This is a genomic window from Pseudomonas sivasensis, from assembly GCF_052938085.1.
In genome coordinates this window covers 2022074-2039565 of sequence record NZ_CP176442.1, presented here as the reverse complement: position 1 = coordinate 2039565, position 17492 = coordinate 2022074, and the positions used below count along the sequence as shown (strand labels likewise).

At 56.4% G+C, this 17492-nt stretch carries 20 protein-coding genes, 1 tRNA gene and 2 pseudogenes; 13 read left to right on the top strand and 10 right to left on the bottom strand.

The genetic code is table 11. From position 1 onward, the window contains the following. Positions 1-33: 33 nt before the first annotated feature. From ACKZ62_RS09615 to ACKZ62_RS09580, 8 genes and pseudogenes are all read left to right on the top strand, one after another. Complete coding sequence (locus tag ACKZ62_RS09615; RefSeq protein ID WP_032886957.1) at positions 34-1197, top strand: acyl-CoA dehydrogenase family protein; 1164 nt, start codon at positions 34-36, stop codon at positions 1195-1197. Positions 1198-1271: 74 nt separating this feature from the next. Next, complete coding sequence (locus tag ACKZ62_RS09610; protein WP_163033175.1) at positions 1272-2474, top strand: CaiB/BaiF CoA transferase family protein; 1203 nt, start codon at positions 1272-1274, stop codon at positions 2472-2474. A gap of 63 nt (positions 2475-2537) precedes the next feature. Next, positions 2538-3287, top strand: coding sequence for an electron transfer flavoprotein subunit beta/FixA family protein (locus ACKZ62_RS09605; protein ID WP_401380219.1), 750 nt, complete (start codon positions 2538-2540; stop codon positions 3285-3287). Positions 3288-3301: 14 nt separating this feature from the next. Next, on the top strand, positions 3302-4231 hold the full coding sequence (locus ACKZ62_RS09600) for an electron transfer flavoprotein subunit alpha/FixB family protein (RefSeq protein WP_401380221.1): 930 nt from the start codon (positions 3302-3304) through the stop codon (positions 4229-4231). 25 nt (positions 4232-4256) lie between these two features. Further along, the gene (locus tag ACKZ62_RS09595) at positions 4257-5102 is read left to right on the top strand and encodes an HTD2 family dehydratase (protein WP_447096583.1); all 846 of its coding nucleotides are present in this window, start codon (positions 4257-4259) and stop codon (positions 5100-5102) included. Then, positions 5099-5914 carry an HpcH/HpaI aldolase/citrate lyase family protein gene (locus ACKZ62_RS09590; RefSeq protein ID WP_179178701.1) on the top strand — a complete coding sequence of 272 codons (816 nt, stop codon included), beginning with the start codon at positions 5099-5101 and terminating at the stop codon, positions 5912-5914. The genes ACKZ62_RS09595 and ACKZ62_RS09590 overlap by 4 nt, the downstream gene beginning before the upstream one ends. Before the next feature lie 85 nt (positions 5915-5999). After that, positions 6000-6284: pseudogene (locus ACKZ62_RS09585) on the top strand (aldehyde dehydrogenase family protein); the annotation flags it as partial. 60 nt (positions 6285-6344) lie between these two features. Continuing rightward, a complete protein-coding gene (locus ACKZ62_RS09580) occupies positions 6345-7259 on the top strand; it encodes a transporter substrate-binding domain-containing protein (RefSeq protein WP_099602682.1) in 915 nt (304 codons plus the stop codon). A 110-nt stretch (positions 7260-7369) separates the two neighbouring features. Here ACKZ62_RS09580 and ACKZ62_RS09575 read toward each other — a convergent pair whose 3' ends face one another. Then, positions 7370-7885 (bottom strand): hypothetical protein, encoded by a 516-nt coding sequence (locus ACKZ62_RS09575; protein ID WP_339484085.1) that lies wholly within the window; start codon positions 7883-7885, stop codon positions 7370-7372. Positions 7886-8058: 173 nt separating this feature from the next. Here ACKZ62_RS09575 and ACKZ62_RS09570 point away from each other — a divergent pair, with 173 nt between their 5' ends. From ACKZ62_RS09570 to ACKZ62_RS09555, 4 genes and pseudogenes are all read left to right on the top strand, one after another. Continuing rightward, the gene (locus tag ACKZ62_RS09570) at positions 8059-8184 is read left to right on the top strand and encodes a hypothetical protein (RefSeq protein ID WP_447096582.1); all 126 of its coding nucleotides are present in this window, start codon (positions 8059-8061) and stop codon (positions 8182-8184) included. 39 nt (positions 8185-8223) lie between these two features. Next, positions 8224-8541, top strand: coding sequence for a hypothetical protein (locus ACKZ62_RS09565; protein ID WP_447096581.1), 318 nt, complete (start codon positions 8224-8226; stop codon positions 8539-8541). After that, entirely contained in the window at positions 8538-8714 is a 177-nt protein-coding gene (locus ACKZ62_RS09560; RefSeq protein ID WP_095185582.1) for a hypothetical protein, read from the top strand. Before ACKZ62_RS09565 ends, ACKZ62_RS09560 begins: the two co-directional genes overlap by 4 nt. Next, positions 8689-9030, top strand: a pseudogene (locus ACKZ62_RS09555) (integrase); the annotation flags it as partial. The gene ACKZ62_RS09560 and the pseudogene ACKZ62_RS09555, both read left to right, overlap by 26 nt. 78 nt (positions 9031-9108) lie before the next feature. On the opposite strand, the gene ACKZ62_RS09550 reads toward ACKZ62_RS09555, so the two are convergent. From ACKZ62_RS09550 to thrS, 9 genes are all read right to left on the bottom strand, one after another. After that, positions 9109-9185 (bottom strand) — tRNA-Pro (locus ACKZ62_RS09550). Between the two features lie 89 nt (positions 9186-9274). Continuing rightward, positions 9275-9631 carry a MerR family transcriptional regulator gene (locus ACKZ62_RS09545; RefSeq protein WP_003219935.1) on the bottom strand — a complete coding sequence of 119 codons (357 nt, stop codon included), beginning with the start codon at positions 9629-9631 and terminating at the stop codon, positions 9275-9277. Beyond that, on the bottom strand, positions 9612-9914 hold the full coding sequence (gene ihfA, locus ACKZ62_RS09540) for an integration host factor subunit alpha (RefSeq protein ID WP_002553164.1): 303 nt from the start codon (positions 9912-9914) through the stop codon (positions 9612-9614). Before ihfA ends, ACKZ62_RS09545 begins: the two co-directional genes overlap by 20 nt. 3 nt (positions 9915-9917) lie before the next feature. After that, on the bottom strand, positions 9918-12296 hold the full coding sequence (gene pheT / locus ACKZ62_RS09535) for a phenylalanine--tRNA ligase subunit beta (RefSeq protein WP_447096580.1): 2379 nt from the start codon (positions 12294-12296) through the stop codon (positions 9918-9920). Between the two features lie 26 nt (positions 12297-12322). Continuing rightward, positions 12323-13339 (bottom strand): phenylalanine--tRNA ligase subunit alpha, encoded by a 1017-nt coding sequence (pheS, locus tag ACKZ62_RS09530; RefSeq protein WP_447096579.1) that lies wholly within the window; start codon positions 13337-13339, stop codon positions 12323-12325. 109 nt (positions 13340-13448) lie between these two features. Beyond that, entirely contained in the window at positions 13449-13805 is a 357-nt protein-coding gene (gene rplT / locus ACKZ62_RS09525) for a 50S ribosomal protein L20 (protein WP_003192488.1), read from the bottom strand. A gap of 29 nt (positions 13806-13834) precedes the next feature. Next, the gene (rpmI, locus tag ACKZ62_RS09520) at positions 13835-14029 is read right to left on the bottom strand and encodes a 50S ribosomal protein L35 (protein WP_002553160.1); all 195 of its coding nucleotides are present in this window, start codon (positions 14027-14029) and stop codon (positions 13835-13837) included. Positions 14030-14089: 60 nt separating this feature from the next. Further along, positions 14090-14641 (bottom strand): translation initiation factor IF-3, encoded by a 552-nt coding sequence (infC, locus tag ACKZ62_RS09515; RefSeq protein WP_015884933.1) that lies wholly within the window; start codon positions 14639-14641, stop codon positions 14090-14092. Then, positions 14641-16563 carry a threonine--tRNA ligase gene (thrS, locus tag ACKZ62_RS09510; RefSeq protein ID WP_095185580.1) on the bottom strand — a complete coding sequence of 641 codons (1923 nt, stop codon included), beginning with the start codon at positions 16561-16563 and terminating at the stop codon, positions 14641-14643. Before thrS ends, infC begins: the two co-directional genes overlap by 1 nt. A gap of 365 nt (positions 16564-16928) precedes the next feature. Between thrS and ACKZ62_RS09505 the strand changes: the two genes are divergently transcribed. Further along, complete coding sequence (locus ACKZ62_RS09505) at positions 16929-17243, top strand: hypothetical protein (protein WP_447096578.1); 315 nt, start codon at positions 16929-16931, stop codon at positions 17241-17243. Positions 17244-17492 lie beyond the last annotated feature (249 nt).

Genomic DNA, 17492 nt, shown 5'->3' with positions numbered 1-17492 from the left:
GGTGCTGTGCGTGACGCGTGGAGGAGAATAATAATGACTGATCACAACTCTGAAGAACTCAATGCCATCCGCGAGGGCGTACGCGCTCTGTGCGCTGAATTCGATGCAGCTTACTGGCGTAAAGTCGATGAGGAAAAAGGTTTTCCGGAAACCTTCGTCAAGGCTCTGACCGACGCAGGTTGGCTGGCAGCGATGATCCCTGTCGAATATGGTGGCTCCGGCCTCGGGCTGGCTGAGGCCTCGGTAATCCTGGAAGAAGTGAACCGCTGCGGCGGTAATTCCGGCACCGTGCACGGCCAGATGTACAACATGTTCACCCTGCTACGACACGGCAGCGAGGCGCAGAAAAGCTACTACCTGCCGAAACTGGCCAGCGGCGAATTGCGCCTGCAATCGATGGGCGTCACTGAACCCACCACTGGCACCGACACCACCAAGATCAAGACCACAGCGATCAAACGCGGTGACAAGTACGTGATCAACGGACAGAAGGTGTGGATCTCGCGGGTCCAGCACTCCGACCTGATGATCTTGCTGGCGCGTACCACGCCGTTGGCCGACGTGAAGAAAAAATCCGAGGGCATGTCGATCTTCCTCGTCGATCTACGGGAGGCCATCGGCAACGGCATGACCGTGCAGCCGATCGCCAACATGGTCAATCACGAAACCAACGAACTGTTCTTCGACAACCTGGAAATTCCTGCCGATAGCCTCATCGGCGAGGAAGGCAAAGGTTTCCGCTACATCCTGGACGGACTGAACGCCGAGCGCACACTGATCGCAGCCGAATGCATTGGTGACGGCCGCTGGTTTATCGAAAAAGCCAGCGCCTATGCGCGTGATCGCGTCGTGTTCGGACGCCCTATCGGGCAGAACCAGGGCGTTCAGTTCCCCATCGCTGAAGCACACATTGAAATCGAAGCGGCTGACCTGATGCGCTGGCGTGCTTGCGAGGAATACGACAGCGGTATCAACGCCGGGGCCAGTGCCAATATGGCCAAGTACCTGGCGGCGAAAGCCTCTTGGGAAGCCGCCAATGCGTGCTTGCAGACTCACGGCGGTTTTGGCTTTGCCTGCGAGTACGACGTCGAGCGCAAATTCCGTGAAACCCGTCTGTATCAGGTGGCGCCCATCTCCACCAACCTGATCCTGTCGTACGTTGCCGAACACCTGCTTGAACTGCCGCGCTCCTTTTAAAGGATCAGCGTAAAACCCAGCGCGTCGGCTCGAACAGGCGCGACTGGGGAGCCATGACAAAAGAGATAATAATCATGAGCCAATCCAAAGGCGTCCGTCCGCTCGATGGCATTACCGTCGTCAGCCTTGAACATGCCATTGCAGCTCCCTTCTGCACCCGACAATTGGCCGATCTTGGCGCGCGCGTGATCAAGGTCGAACGCCCAGGCACGGGTGACTTCGCCAGAGGGTACGACCAACGCGTCAACGGTCTCGCCTCGCACTTTGTCTGGACCAATCGTTCGAAAGAAAGCCTGACCCTCGATCTGAAACAAGATTCGGCCACCGAGGTGCTGGACAGCTTGCTGGCCACTGCCGATGTCCTGGTGCAGAACCTGGCGCCGGGTGCCGCAGCACGAATGGGACTTTCATTTGAGGCTTTGCATCAGCGGTTTCCGCGCCTGATCGTTTGTGACATTTCAGGCTACGGCGCAGGCGGCCCGTATGAAAAGAAAAAAGCCTATGACCTGTTGATCCAAAGCGAAGGCGGTTTCCTGTCGGTCACCGGCGGACCAGGTGAGGAAGAAATGGCCAAGGCAGGTTGCTCGATTGCTGACATCGCGGCCGGCATGTACGCCTACACCGGAATTCTGTCTGCCTTGCTGTTGCGTGGACGCACTGGCGAAGGTAGCCACCTTGATGTGTCCATGCTGGAAAGCCTGGTCGAGTGGATGAACTACCCGATGTACTACGCCTACAACGGCTCTCCCCCTCCCCCTCGCGCCGGCGCCGCGCACGCCACGATTTACCCCTATGGCCCCTTCCCTATCGGTGACGGCACCACAGTCATGCTGGGGTTGCAGAACGAACGAGAGTGGCGGCTGTTTTGCGACAAGGTACTGCTTACCCCTGAACTGGCGAAAGATGAACGCTTCTCTGCCAACTTCAAGCGCGTCGAAAACCGCCAGGCGCTGCGGGCACTCATCGTTGAATCGTTCTCCACACTCAATTTCGATGCCGTGTTTGATCGATTGGAGCATGCGCAAATTGCTAATGCTCGGGTCAATGACATGCAAGGTGTTTGGGACCATCCGCAACTTCAGGCGCGTGATCGCTGGCGGGAAGTCGAAACCTCCGCCGGTACCGTCCCGAGCTTGATACCTCCCGGCAGCAACAGCGCGTTCGAGCCACGTATGGATGCCGTACCGGGTCTCGGTCAGCACACCGAACAGGTGCTCAGGGAACTGGGGCTGGATACAGACCGTATTGAACTAATGCGCGCAGCCGGGGCGATTTAGCCTTCATCTGAAAACAAAAAACCTGCCTGCAACGATCAAAGTTTTTCGAGAGAACACTGCCCAATGAAAATGCTGGTAGCTGTGAAACGAGTGGTCGACTACAACGTCAAGGTTCGCGTCAAGGCGGACAATTCCGGCGTAGACCTCGCCAACGTCAAGATGTCGATAAACCCGTTCTGCGAAATCGCAGTGGAAGAAGCCGTACGCCTGAAAGAGAAAGGTGTTGCGACTGAAATCATCGTCGTCTCCATCGGCCCGACCACCGCTCAAGAGCAACTGCGCACCGCGCTGGCTCTGGGTGCCGACCGTGCCATCCTCGTCGAATCCGCTGAAGATCTGACGTCCCTGGCGGTTGCCAAACTGTTGAAAGCGGTTGTCGACAAGGAACAGCCGCAGCTGGTGATCCTTGGCAAGCAAGCCATCGACAGCGACAACAACCAGACTGGCCAGATGCTCGCTGCATTGAGCGGCTACGGTCAGGGCACGTTCGCTTCGAAAGTCGAAATCAGCGGCGGCAGCGTTGCTGTCACCCGCGAAATCGACGGCGGCGCACAGACGGTTTCCCTGAAACTGCCAGCCATCGTCACCACCGACCTGCGTTTGAACGAGCCGCGCTACGCGTCCCTGCCAAACATCATGAAAGCCAAGAAGAAGCCTCTCGAAGTGCTGACTCCGGACGCTTTGGGCGTTTCCACCGCCTCCACCAACAAGACCGTAAAAGTCGAAGCGCCTGCTGCACGCAGCACGGGTATCAAGGTCAAGTCGGTGGCGGAACTGGTCGAGAAACTGAAAAACGAAGCGAAGGTACTTTGAGTTAGGAGCCTGAAATGACTATCTTGGTTATTGCTGAACACGACAATAAAGTGCTGGCTCCGGCCACGCTGAACACCGTGGCTGCTGCTGCAAAAATCGGCGGTGACATCCACGTTCTGGTTGCAGGCCAGGACGCTGGCGCCGTGGCTGAAGCCGCTGCGAAAATCGCTGGCGTGAGCAAAGTCCTGAACGCTGACAATGCCGCTTACGCGCATCAGCTGCCGGAAAACGTTGCTTCGCTGGTAGCCGAGCTGGGCGCTGGTTACAGCCACATCCTGGCTGCCGCCACTTCCAACGGCAAAAACATCCTGCCGCGCGTTGCCGCCCAGCTGGACGTTGACCAGATTTCCGAGATCATCTCGGTCGAAAGCACAGACACTTTCAAGCGTCCGATCTACGCCGGTAACGCCATCGCTACCGTGCAATCGACCGCTGCGATCAAGGTGATAACTGTGCGTGCCACCGGTTTCGACCCGGTTGCTGCTGAAGGTGGTTCGGCTGCCGTTGAAGCCGTCTCCGCTGCCCACGACGCTGGCATCTCCAGCTTTGTTGGCGAAGAACTGGCCAAGTCCGATCGTCCGGAACTGACCGCTGCCAAGATCGTCGTTTCCGGCGGCCGCGGCATGCAGAACGGCGACAATTTCAAACACCTGTACGCCCTGGCCGACAAGCTGGGCGCTGCCGTGGGTGCTTCGCGCGCCGCGGTCGACGCCGGTTTTGTTCCGAACGACATGCAGGTCGGTCAGACCGGCAAGATCGTTGCTCCACAGCTGTACATCGCCGTCGGTATCTCCGGCGCGATCCAGCACCTGGCCGGCATGAAAGACTCCAAAGTGATCGTTGCGATCAACAAGGACGAGGAAGCGCCGATCTTCCAGGTGGCCGATTACGGCTTGGTGGCGGATCTTTTTGAAGCGATTCCAGAAATGGCCACCCTGGCCTGATCACTGACCGATTGGAGCAAAGAATATGAGCATCAGTTCCGATTTTTCCGCCTGGATTGGACGACGTCAGGAAAGCCAGGACCGGATCAGTTTCATTCTGGTCAGACGCATTGCCGCGACATTGGGCGAGTCGGCACCACAACCCGGTGAGCCGCTGCCGCCCCTGTGGCACTGGGCATTTTTTCAGGAGCCGGTGGGTGCCAGCGAACTGGGGCCGGACGGCCATCCAGCGCTTGGGGGATTTTTGCCGCCGGCCCATAACCGCAATCGCATGTGGGCGGGAAGCCGAATTGAGTTTTTCCAGCCATTAAAAGTGGATGCTGAAGTGACCTGTGTATCGACCATCCTCAACGTCGAGGAGAAGCACGGTCGCACGGGTTCCTTATTGTTCGTCACAGTACGCCATGAGTTTTTCCAGGACGGCAAACGCGCCCTTCAAGACGATCAGGACATTGTTTACCGTGAACCTTCCCCGCCCAAACTGAACGGTACAGAAAAGCTACCTGAAGGCCAATGGCAGGAACGGATAGAGCCCACTCCAACCCTGCTGTTTCGTTATTCCGCAGTGACCTTCAATGGTCATCGTATTCACTATGACTGGCCGTATGTGACAGAGAACGAAGGTTATCCGGGGCTGGTGGTACATGGTCCATTGATCGCCACGTTGAGTTTGCGTGCCTTTACCAAAGCGCATCCAACTGCGCGCCTGGAGCGTTTCGCATTCCGCGGAGTACGACCTCTGATTTCGCCTAAGCCTTTCGAGGTGGGCGGACGTCTAATCGAAAACGGCAAGGCACAGGTCTGGGCTGGCAATCAGGACGGCACAGCACAGATTGGAGAGATCGAGTTCAGCAATGGAGCAACGCCATGAGCGAATCAATTGTTCGCTCCGCCCTGTTTGTGCCGGCCACTCGACCAGAGCGCATCTCAAAAGCTATTGCCACCGGAGCGGATCGAGTCATCGTTGACTTGGAAGATGCCGTGCAAGAAAACCTCAAGGAGCAGGCGAGGGATAATCTCGACGCGTTCCTGAGCGAAGCCCCGGATGCACGGATTCTGGTCCGAGTGAATGCCCCGGATCACTGGGCGCATGTTGCGGATCTGGATCTTTGCCGACGCCACGCCGGCGTTATCGGAATTCTGCTGCCCAAAGCAGAAAGCGCGAAACAGGTCACCACAGCTGCCGGTACCGAAAAACCGATTTGGCCAATCATCGAGAGCGCGAAGGGCTTGTCAGCACTCAACGAAATTGCCGGCACTCAAGGCGTTGAGCGGTTGTCGTTCGGTAGTCTGGATCTGGGTCTGGACCTGAACCTGTCTACTGGCAGCCCTGCCGCTGAAGAAATCCTTAGCCATGCGCGCTACGCCGTTTTGCTTGCAACCCGGGTTGCCGCGCTCGCTCCAGCGTTGGATGGGGTATTTCCGTCGATCCAGGACACCGCAGGGCTGCTACGTGCTGTTCATTTTGCACGCGACATGGGCTTTGGTGGCGCGCTGTGTATCCATCCAACCCAAGTCGCGATCATTCATCAGGCGCTGAAACCAAGCCAGGAAGAATTGCACTGGGCGCAACGCATTATCGAAGCCGCTCGTTCAGGTGAAGGCGTTTTCGTGCTGGATGGGCAAATGGTCGATGCGCCGGTCATTGGTCGCGCACAATCCATTTTGGCTCGCGCGATCTGATTCAAAACCGGCGCTGTTGCTTAAAAGCTATGCATCCATTCCCATCCTAAAGGACGGTGTCATGACTAACGTTTCTGGCCTTAGACCCGTGGCATCGATCATCACTGCGCGGGACGCCGCACATGCTCTGGAACTGGCCAATGACAGTGAATTCGGGCTCGCCTCGACCATCTACACGAGCAATGTCGAACTTGCCCAGAAGCTGGCCGGCGAACTGAAAACCGGAGGCGTATTCATCAATGGCTATTGCGCAACCGATCCACGCGTCACTTTCGGCGGCGTAAAGAAAAGCGGTTTTGGCCGTGAACTGTCGCATTTCGGTGTGCGCGAACTCTGTAATGCACAGACCGTCTGGCTGGACCGTCACTAACAACAAGCGAGTCGCCAAGCCCCGCGAGACCTCTCGCTTCACCCTAATGAGGAGCTTTTGATGCGTGCCTTCCCTGCAATCCTGGGCGTTACCCTGACTGTGACCTTAAGTAGTACTGCCCTCATGGCTGCCGAACCCACCGGCACGCTTAAGAAAATCAAGACCTCGGGGACCATCACCCTGGGTCACCGAGACTCGTCCATTCCGTTCTCTTATATAGCCGACGGATCCGGTCAGCCGGTGGGCTACTCCCATGACATTCAATTAAAGATTGTCGAGGCTATCAAGCAAGAACTCGGTATGCCCAAGCTGAACGTACAGTACAACCTGGTGACATCACAGACGCGTATCCCACTGGTGCAAAACGGCACTGTGGACCTGGAGTGCGGCTCCACAACCAATACCGCCGAGAGAGCTCGGCAGGTCGACTTCTCGGTCGGCATTTTTGAAGCCAGCACCCGCCTGTTGGTCAGGAAGGATTCGGTTTACAAGGACTTTCAAGATCTCAACGGCAAGAACGTAGTGACTACTGCTGGCAGCACTGCCGAGCGGATGCTCAAGGTCATGAATGCCGAGAAAAAGATGAACATGAACGTAATCTCTGCCAAAGACATTGGCGAGTCTTACCAAATGCTCGAGTCCGGCCGCGCCATTGCGTTTATGCAGGACGACGCATTGCTGGCGGGCGAGATGGCCAAGGCGAAGAAACCGGAAGATTGGGTGGTGACTGGCACCCCGCAATCCAACGAAATCTATGGTTGCACAATGCGTCGGGGTGATCCGGATCTCAAAAAAGTCGTGGATGACTCGATCAAGTCACTTTTTGTCTCGGGTGAAATCAACGCCATCTACGATAAATGGTTTACTCAGCCCATCCCTCCCAAAGGCTTGAATCTCAAATTCCCCATGAGCGCAGAGCTCAAAACAATCATCGCCCAACCCAACGACCAACCGGCGCCGGAAAAGGCTCTTTAACGGCCGTCGCGTCGTTGAGTGCGAAGACGGTCATCGAATGACGGCAGCCGACTGCAAGGCTGCTGCCCGATCGTCTCTATGAGAGTGCATCGAGCTATCAACGACCGAGCTCAGATAGTGCGTTTGCTTTCATGGATATCTCGAAGTGCATGCCACGCCAAGTAGAAGACACCCGTGCGTCCGCAGAACAAGCCGACCGTAAACCCTGATGCGGCACCAGCAAGGGCGAGCATTCCCACAGTGGCCGAGAATTCTGGATGCACGGCAGCTTGATAACCGATGAAGTATTTCACGGCAAAAAAGAGAAGCGAGATACCAAGAACTTTCCATGTCCCAGGAACGATCAGGTGCTTGCCCTCCTCGTCCAAAGTCAGTCCGCGTCGAGGAAATAGTGCAAATGCGACTAAGCCACCTAAAAGCATTCCCGTGACCCAACTGCCCACGGTCAACTCAACGCGGTCCGCGTAGCTGAGAGAAAGGAGTGACCAGACCACCAAAACAACCGGTGTGATGATCAGCGACCGCTGACTTTCACGACTGGTTTTCCTGGCACTCAAACCGTAGTAGCAGACCAAGAGAAATGCGCCGTAAACCCACAGTGGCGTGCCTTCCAGAGCATCGAGCATTGTTCAGCTTCCTTGCCAAAGTTTATTGCCGGATGCTGGCACAGCCTCAGATACGTTGCCACTTATTTGAAACAAGACGAGCCCCCTCAAAAAGCGATATTCCGGCCCCTTCCCCACCTCTGTTACGTCAGCACTCCTCCCCCGCGCCCATCGGCAACCAGCGGGAGGCATGAGTGTTGACGAATACAGGTGAACAACCCGCCACCTTGGAGGCGACCATGAACGCAGCATTGAAGATTTGCCAGGAGCGTTTCGACGCTAAGTTGCCTCCAGAGGTCAGCGACGCGAATCCGGAATAGGAGTGGCTTGAACATTCTGCGGAACAGTTGGTGTGCGGCATGGACATCAAGTGGAAGCGTCGCCACGGCCAACCGCAGGTGGTGACGTTTGATCGGTATTGCACTTACCTGCAGGGCATCCTGAATCAGCGCCAGATCGACGACCTGGACGAGCGTGATTCGTTCGCTCGACTGTTCCTTTCCTCGATCCTTGGCAGTCAGGCGGATTCACGCGGGCACGCTGCGGAACTGATGGGCGAACAGCGTCCCATCGAAGCCGCGGAACGAATCGCCATGGATTTGCACAGGCCCTACGCCTTTGACGCGGTTGCAGCAGAACGGGAAGAGCTCGAAGACGACGTGGATGGCAACCTATGAGCGCTCACATCCTTATCGACGACGCGCTCGAAATCCTCAAGCACGCTGCAAGCACTCAGGAAGAGGCGGTAATTGTTCAGCGGATGATCACTCAGTTCCTCGTTGATCAGTCGCTAACCCTCAAAGAATTCGACCACTACTGCGCACGCCTCGCCCTACTTGGTGCACCGTAAACCAGATCGGCTGAAACAGAAGCAAGCGCAGACAAAGGACCACTGGACGAAGGTTGAGGAGCGGTATTTGACGCGAGCATTCAAGGAGGCCAGGGAGGCGGCGAACTTCTACGCGGGATGGAAGGAAGAGGAAATGCCGGGCTTTCACGAAGTGCGAGCGCTGTCGCTGCACCTGTACAAGAAAGCCGGAAAGGATGGGCAAAAGATCGCTGGCCATGCGAGCGAGGGCATGACCAAAAACTACCAGCGGGACCATGAGGAAATCATCTGGTCAGAGGCGATTCCGGACCTGAATATCAGCGAAATCACTGGGTAGTTTTGCGCCAGTTTTGCGCAGGCACAAAAAAGCCGATCTATCTGATCGGCTCAAGTGTCTGATATTACTCAGGAATAATGGTCGGGACGGAGTGATTCGAACACTCGACCCCTAGCACCCCATGCTAGTGCGCTACCGGACTGCGCTACGCCCCGACTAGGCGTTTTACTGGGTTCGCTTCTGAACGAAGCGATCAGGAATATACCGCAAGCTTTTGAAATGTGGAAGTATTTAAAAGCCTGTATTACTTCTTCAAAACCACCAGCACATCTTCTAGTTCGGAGATCATCTGGCGAATCATTTGCTTGTATTGGGTGGTATCGTCTTTGGCCTCATCACCGGACATGCGCTGGCGAGCGCCGCTGATGGTGAACCCCTGGTCGTAAAGCAACGCGCGGATCTGTCGGATCATCAGCACATCCTGGCGCTGATAATACCGACGGTTCCCTGTGCGTTTGACGGGGTTAAGTTGAGGAAACTCCTGCTCCCAGTAGCGCAACACATGCGGTTTTACCGCACAGAGCTCGCTGACTTCACCAATGGTGAAGTAGCGTTTGCCTGGGATGACGGGTAGTTCGTCGTTATGACTTGGTTCCAGCATAAGCCTCAACTCGGGCCTTCAACTTCTGCCCTGGACGAAAGGTGACCACACGGCGAGCCGTGATCGGGATTTCTTCTCCCGTTTTTGGATTGCGGCCAGGCCGCTGGCGTTTGTCACGCAGGTCAAAGTTGCCGAAACCGGACAATTTGACCTGTTCGTTGTCTTCCAGAGCGTGTCTGATTTCTTCAAAAAACAGCTCGACCAATTCCTTGGCCTCGCGCTTGTTCAGACCCAACTCTTCGTACAGACGTTCCGCCATCTCAGCTTTCGTCAAAGCCCCCATACGTCACTTCCTTAACGTGGCGTTCAACCTTTGTTCGAGCGAGGTGAGGATATTTTGTGTCGTGGTATTCACCTCATCGTCATTAAGAGTGCGCGATGGATGCTGCCAGGTCAAGCCAACTGCAAGGCTTTTTCTATGCGGATCAATGCCTTTACCTTGATAGACGTCAAATAGCCTGAGGTCTGTCAGCCATTCCCCTGCATTTTCACGGATAACATCCAAAACGGCAGTGGCGGCAACTTCACGGTCAGCGATCAGTGCCAGGTCGCGGCGCACTTCTGGGAAGCGCGACAGCTCGCTGAATTTAGGCATCTTGCCCGAGGCGACTTCAGCCAGGACCAACTCGAAAACGAATACTGGACGGTCGAGACCGAGGGTTTTCGACAATTCTGGGTGGATAGCACCGACGAAGCCTACCAAGCGACCTTCACGTTCAATACGTGCAGTCTGCCCTGGATGCAGCGCCGGGTGGCTGCCAGGAACGAAGGTGAACGCATCCAATGCACCAGCAAAGCCAAGGACGGCTTCCACGTCAGCCTTGACGTCGAAGAAGTCCACAGCATCGCGGCCCTGCGCCCAGCCCTCCGGCAAGCGACTGCCGCAGACAACACCGGCCAGCATCGGCTCTTGCTTCAAACCGTCCAACTGACCCACGAAACGCAGACCACTTTCAAACATGCGCACGCGGTCTTGCTGGCGGTTCAAGTTGTGGGAAAGGGCCTTCACCAGGCCAGGCCATAGAGACGAGCGCATCGCGGCCATGTCGTTGGAGATCGGGTTGGCCAGCAACAGGGGCTGGACACCAGGGTTGAACAGTTCGAACTGTCTCGGATCGATGAAGCTGTAGGTCACCGCTTCCTGGTAACCACGGGCAACCAGCAGACGACGCAACTCTGGCAAGTGCGCACGCGCCTCGGCCTTGGGTTGCGGTGCCAGGCGCGCTTGCGGATAACGAACCGGCAGGCGGTTGTAACCGTACAGACGAGCCAACTCTTCGATTAGATCGACTTCCAGGCTGATATCGAAGCGATGGCTTGGCACTTCAACATGCCACTGCCCTTCCCCGCCCGCAGAGATGTTCAACCCGAGGGCCGACAACAGTTGCTCGATTTCAATCGGTGTGATGACCAGGCCGAGCATTTGCTCAACGCTTTTAGCGCGCAGGGTGATCGGTGCCACAGATGGCAGGTACTGTTGGCTGACAGTCTCGGTGATCGGACCGGCTTCGCCACCGGTAATATCCAGCAGCAGGCCAGTGGCGCGCTCCATGGCTTCACGGGCCAGCTTCCAGTCTACGCCACGCTCGTAACGGTGCGACGCATCAGTGTGCAAGCCATAGGAACGGGCCTTGCCAGCGATGGCGATTTGGTCAAAGAATGCGCTTTCAAGGAAGACATCGCGAGTGGTCGCGGAAACACCGCTGTGCTCGCCACCCATTACGCCGGCGATCGCAAGAGCGCGGGAATGGTCAGCGATCACCAGGGTGTCGGCGCGCAGGCTGACTTCCTGGCCGTCGAGCAGAACCAGCTTCTCGCCTTCTTCAGCCATGCGTACGCGGATGCCGCCATTGATTTCGGCGAGATCGAAGGCGTGCAGCGGCTGGCCCAGTTCAAGCATCACGTAGTTGGTGATGTCGACGGCAGCGTCGATGCTGCGTACGTCGGCGCGGCGCAGGCGCTCAACCATCCACAGTGGAGTTGGCTTGGACAGGTCGACGTTGCGAATTACGCGGCCCAGGTAACGTGGGCAGGCAGCTGGCGCTAGCACCTCAATCGGACGCACTTCATCGTGTACCGCAGGCACGGCGGCAACTACTGGACGGGTAACCGGGGCGTTGTACAGCGCGCCCACTTCACGGGCCAGCCCAGCCAGGGACAGGCAGTCGCCACGGTTTGGGGTCAGGTCGACCTCAATGCTGGCGTCTTCCAGTTTCAGGTAGACACGAATGTCCTGGCCAACAGGCGCATCCGCCGGCAGCTCCATCAAGCCGTCGTTACCTTCGCCTACCTGCAGCTCCGCCTGGGAGCACAGCATACCGTTGGACTCAACGCCGCGCAGCTTAGCCTTCTTGATCTTGAAGTCGCCTGGCAGTTCGGCACCGATCATGGCAAACGGAATCTTCAGACCCGGACGCACGTTTGGCGCTCCGCACACAACCTGGAAAGGTTCCGCCCCGTTGCTGACCTGGCACACACGCAGTTTGTCTGCATCAGGGTGCTGCTCGGTGCTCAGCACCTCGCCCACAACCACGCCACTGAAAACACCGGCGGCCGGCGTTACGCTATCGACCTCAAGACCGGCCATCGACAGACGAGCAACCAGCGCGTCGCGATCTACCTGCGGGCTTACCCAGCCGCGCAGCCATTGTTCACTGAATTTCATCCTGCTCTCCTAAAGATTCGTTACGACTAGCGAAATTGCGCAAGGAACCGCAAGTCGTTGTCGAAGAACAGACGCAAGTCGTTCACGCCGTAACGCAGCATGGCCAGACGCTCAACGCCCATGCCGAAGGCAAAGCCCGAGAACTCTTCCGGGTCGATTCCGGACATGCGCAGCACGTTGGGGTGAACCATGCCGCAGCCCATCACTTCCAGCCAACCAGTCTGTTTGCAGACTCGGCAGCCTTTACCGCTGCACATCACGCATTCCATGTCGACTTCAGCGGAAGGCTCGGTGAACGGGAAGAACGATGGACGGAAACGTACCGCCAGCTCTTTCTCGAAGAACACTCGCAGGAACTCTTCGATGGTGCCTTTGAGGTCGGCGAAGTTGATATCGCGATCAACCAGCAGGCCTTCGACCTGATGGAACATCGGCGAGTGGGTGATATCGGAGTCGCTACGATAAACGCGACCTGGGCAGACGATGCGGATCGGCGGTTTGTTCGCTTCCATGGTGCGGACCTGTACCGGTGAGGTATGGGTGCGCAACAGCATGTTCGCGTTGAAATAGAAGGTGTCGTGCATCGACCTGGCCGGGTGATGGCCTGGGATGTTGAGCGCCTCAAAGTTGTGATAGTCGTCTTCGACCTCAGGGCCTTCGGCAATGCCATAGCCTATATGGGTGAAGAACTGCTCGATACGTTCCAGAGTCCGGGTGATCGGATGTAGACCGCCCGAGGCTTGGCCACGGCCAGGCAAAGTTACATCAATAGACTCGGCGGCGAGTTTGGCCGCGAGATTGGCCTCCTCCATCGACGCCTTGCGCGCATTGAGAACCTCTGTGACGCGCTCCTTGGCAACGTTAATCAGCGCGCCGACTTGCGGGCGCTCTTCGGCTGGCAAATTCCCCAGGGTCTTCATCACCTGAGTCAATTCACCCTTTTTGCCAAGGTAGTGAACCCGGATTTGCTCCAGGGCATTGATATCTTCAGCGCTTTGCACAGCCTCAAGAGCTTGAGCAACGAGCGCGTCCAGGTTTTCCATGTACAGACTCCAGATACAAAATAGGGGAAGAGCTTGAAGGCTCTTCCCCTATTTATGACGTTTACCACCTTGGGCTACAGGAGCAGCCCAAGGTGACTGTCGGGGGTACTTAAGCCAAGGAGGCTTTAGCTTTCTCGACAATCGCAGCAAACACCGCTTTTTCGTTCACGGCCAGTTCAGCCAGAACCTTACGGTCGATTTCGATGGACGCTTTTTTCAGGCCAGCGATGAAACGGCTGTAGGACAGACCGTTAACACGCGCACCGGCGTTGATACGAGCGATCCACAGAGCGCGGAACTGACGTTTTTTCTGACGACGGTCACGGTAGGCGTATTGGCCTGCCTTGATTACCGCTTGTTTGGCAACACGGAATACGCGTGAACGCGCGCCGTAGTAGCCTTTAGCAAGTTTCAGAATTTTTTTGTGACGCTTACGGGCCATGACGCCACGCTTAACACGAGCCATGAGTTACTTCCTCTATTCTTGATCCAAAATTAACGAAGGCGCAGCATGCGCTCGACTTTTGCCACGTCAGACGGATGCAGCAAGCTGCTACCGCGCAGTTGACGCTTACGCTTGGTCGACATTTTGGTCAGGATGTGGCTCTTGAAAGCGTGCTTATGCTTGATACCGTTAGCAGTTTTCAGAAACCGCTTAGCAGCACCACTTTTAGTCTTCATCTTTGGCATGTTCGGATACTCCGCATTCAGTTGATAAACATAATCAGAAGGCCTGCCGTGCCCTGTTGATTACTTCTTCTTTTTCGGGGCGATGACCATGATCAGTTGGCGTCCTTCCATCTTAGGATGCTGTTCGACCGAACCGTACTCAAGCAAGTCAGCTTCAACCCGCTTGAGGAGTTCCATCCCCAGCTCCTGGTGGGCCATCTCACGGCCGCGGAATCGCAAGGATACCTTGGCCCTGTCCCCATCACTCAGGAAACGTACCAGGTTGCGCAGTTTTACCTGGTAATCCCCTTCCTCCGTCCCTGGACGAAACTTGATTTCTTTTACTTGAATCTGCTTTTGGTTCTTCTTCGCCGCGGCAACCTGCTTCTTCTTTTCGAAGATCGACTTGCCGTAGTCCATCACCCGACAAACAGGTGGGATTGCATCGGCGGAGATTTCCACCAAGTCCAGCTTGGACTCTTCTGCAATACGAAGCGCTTCATCAATCGAGACGATGCCAATCTGCTCGCCGTCAGCGCCAATTAACCGAACCTCGCGTGCCGAGATATTCTCGTTGATCGGGGCTTTCGGTGCAGCTCGTTTATCTTGTCTCATTTCACGCTTAATAATAATTACTCCGAATCTGGGCGACCACGCCGGGAAACCGCTTGCGCGAGGAACTCAGCGAACTGGGCGACGGGCATAGAGCCCAGGTCAGCACCTTCACGAGTACGCACAGCGACAGTCTGCATCTCGACTTCCCGATCTCCAATAACCAAAAGATAGGGGACCTTGAGCAAAGTATGCTCGCGGATTTTAAAGCCGATCTTTTCATTTCTCAAGTCGGACTTGGCACGAAATCCGCTTTCGTTGAGAGTTTTTTCAACTTCAGCGGCAAATTCTGCCTGTTTATCAGTGATATTCATGATCACTGCCTGGGTCGGAGCCAGCCACGCGGGGAATGCACCCTCGTAGTGCTCGATCAGGATCCCGACGAACCGTTCGAACGAGCCGAGGATCGCCCGGTGCAGCATAACCGGGTGCTTACGACTGTTGTCTTCGGAGACGTATTCGGCTCCCAGACGGATCGGCAGGTTAAAATCGAGCTGCAGGGTACCACACTGCCAGACGCGGCCAAGGCAATCTTTCAGCGAGAACTCGATCTTCGGACCGTAAAACGCGCCCTCCCCCGGCTGCAGGTCGTACGCAAGCCCCGCACTATCAAGCGCTGCGGCCAGTGCCGCTTCGGCGCGATCCCACAGCTCGTCGGAACCGACACGCTTTTCCGGACGAGTGGACAGCTTCATCTCGACGTCGGTGAAACCGAAATCGCGATAAACGTCCATGGTCAGCTTGATAAACGCAGCGGATTCAGCCTGCATCTGCTCTTCTGTGCAGAAGATGTGGGCGTCGTCTTGAGTGAAACCGCGCACGCGCATGATGCCGTGCAGCGCACCCGACGGCTCGTTACGGTGGCAAGCACCGAACTCGGCCAGGCGCATCGGCAACTCGCGGTAGCTCTTCAAGCCCTGGTTGAACACCTGCACGTGGCATGGGCAGTTCATTGGCTTAATGGCGTAGTCGCGATTTTCCGACTGGGTGGTGAACATATTGTCGGCGTAGTTGGCCCAGTGCCCGGATTTCTCCCACAGGCTGCGATCAACGACCTGCGGGGTCTTGATCTCCAGGTAACCGTTATCACGCTGCACCTTGCGCATGTACTGCTCAAGCACCTGATACAGGGTCCAGCCGTTCGGATGCCAGAACACCATACCCGGCGCTTCTTCCTGGAGGTGGAACAGATTCAGGCGCTTGCCGATCTTACGGTGATCGCGTTTTTCAGCTTCTTCGATGCGCTGGACATAGGCGGCCAGCTGCTTCTTGTCAGCCCAGGCAGTGCCATAGATACGTTGCAACTGCTCATTCTTAGCATCGCCGCGCCAGTAGGCGCCGGACAGCTTGGTCAGCTTGAATGACTTGAGGAAGCGTGTGTTCGGCACGTGCGGACCACGGCACATGTCGACGTATTCTTCGTGGTAGTACAGGCCCATGGCCTGCTCGTCCGGCATGTCTTCCACCAAACGCAGCTTGTAGTCCTCACCACGGGAAGTGAACACTTCGATCACTTCGGCGCGCGGGGTGACTTTCTTGATGACGTCGTAATCTTTCTCGATCAGCGCGTGCATGCGCTGCTCAATGGCAGCCATGTCGTCCGGAGTGAAAGGACGTTCGTAGGCGATGTCGTAATAGAAGCCTTCTTCGATAACTGGACCGATTACCATCTTCGCGGTTGGGTACAACTGCTTGACCGCATGGCCAATCAAGTGCGCGCAAGAGTGGCGAATGATCTCCAGCCCCTCTTGATCCTTGGGCGTGATGATTTGCAGACTGGCGTCAGAGGTGATCAGGTCACTGGCATCAACCAGTTTGCCGTCGACCTTGCCGGCCACAGTCGCCTTTGCCAGACCGGCACCAATGGATGCGGCGACCTCGGATACGGATACAGCATGATCGAATGAACGTTGACTGCCATCGGGAAGAGTAATAGTTGGCATGGCGCCTCCTCTCCTAGTGGTGACCCCTACCAAAGGTCACGTGGGTTGGGATGAGCCAGTACAAGATCCAATACCAGGCCGTTCAGTGATGAACGCCTGCCTTACAGCGGCAGGAGCCTTTCGGCCAACCGATAATCGAACCAGAGTGACTGGAGTGAACAAAAAGAACATGGCGAGGCGGCAAATGGCGCGCCCGGGAATAGCCAGGGGAGCGATGCTAGCACAGATGAACGCTCATCGCGCCGGCGCCAGGCCAGGTAACTACTAATTCCAGCCTTTATAGCTGCAAAACGGAACTTGAGCTGTACGCACTACCTCAAACCCACTGAGAATCGCTGTTTGTCCTCGACCCAAAGGAGCATCCCATGATGCGTTTTACTTCTACCCTCGCTCTCGCCGCTACCCTGAGCCTCCTTTCCATCGGCGCGCAGGCTGCTGCGCCCTCCAACTGGCCAGCCGGTGCCCGTGACAGCTTCGTCAAAGACTGCACTTCCGCGGCAAGCCAGAACGTGGACGTCAAAACGGCCAAAGCCCACTGCGAATGTGGCGCCGACAAGATCAACGCCGAATTGAGCAGTTCCGAAATCAAGGAATTGATGACCAATCCGAACGCCAGCGCACCACTTAAAAACAAAGCGGTGGCTGCAATTTCATCCTGCAAAGTCGTGAAGAAAAAGTAAGATCGGCGCCAGATCAGACGGCCGCTCTGCTGGAAAAATCGCCCGAAAACTGCCATTTCTCACAAATTACGCAGCTTTTACGGCTTTTTTTAACAGCTGATATTTCGCGCCAAAGCCCCGTAGACCGGGGCTTTCAGCCGACCTAAGCACTAAATGCAACGCTATTGATTGGCAAACAATGCCTTGGGGGGGCTCCCAAGCCGAACATTTCGACTATGATAGCCCGGTGTGCCCAGTTGGCCTGAGCAG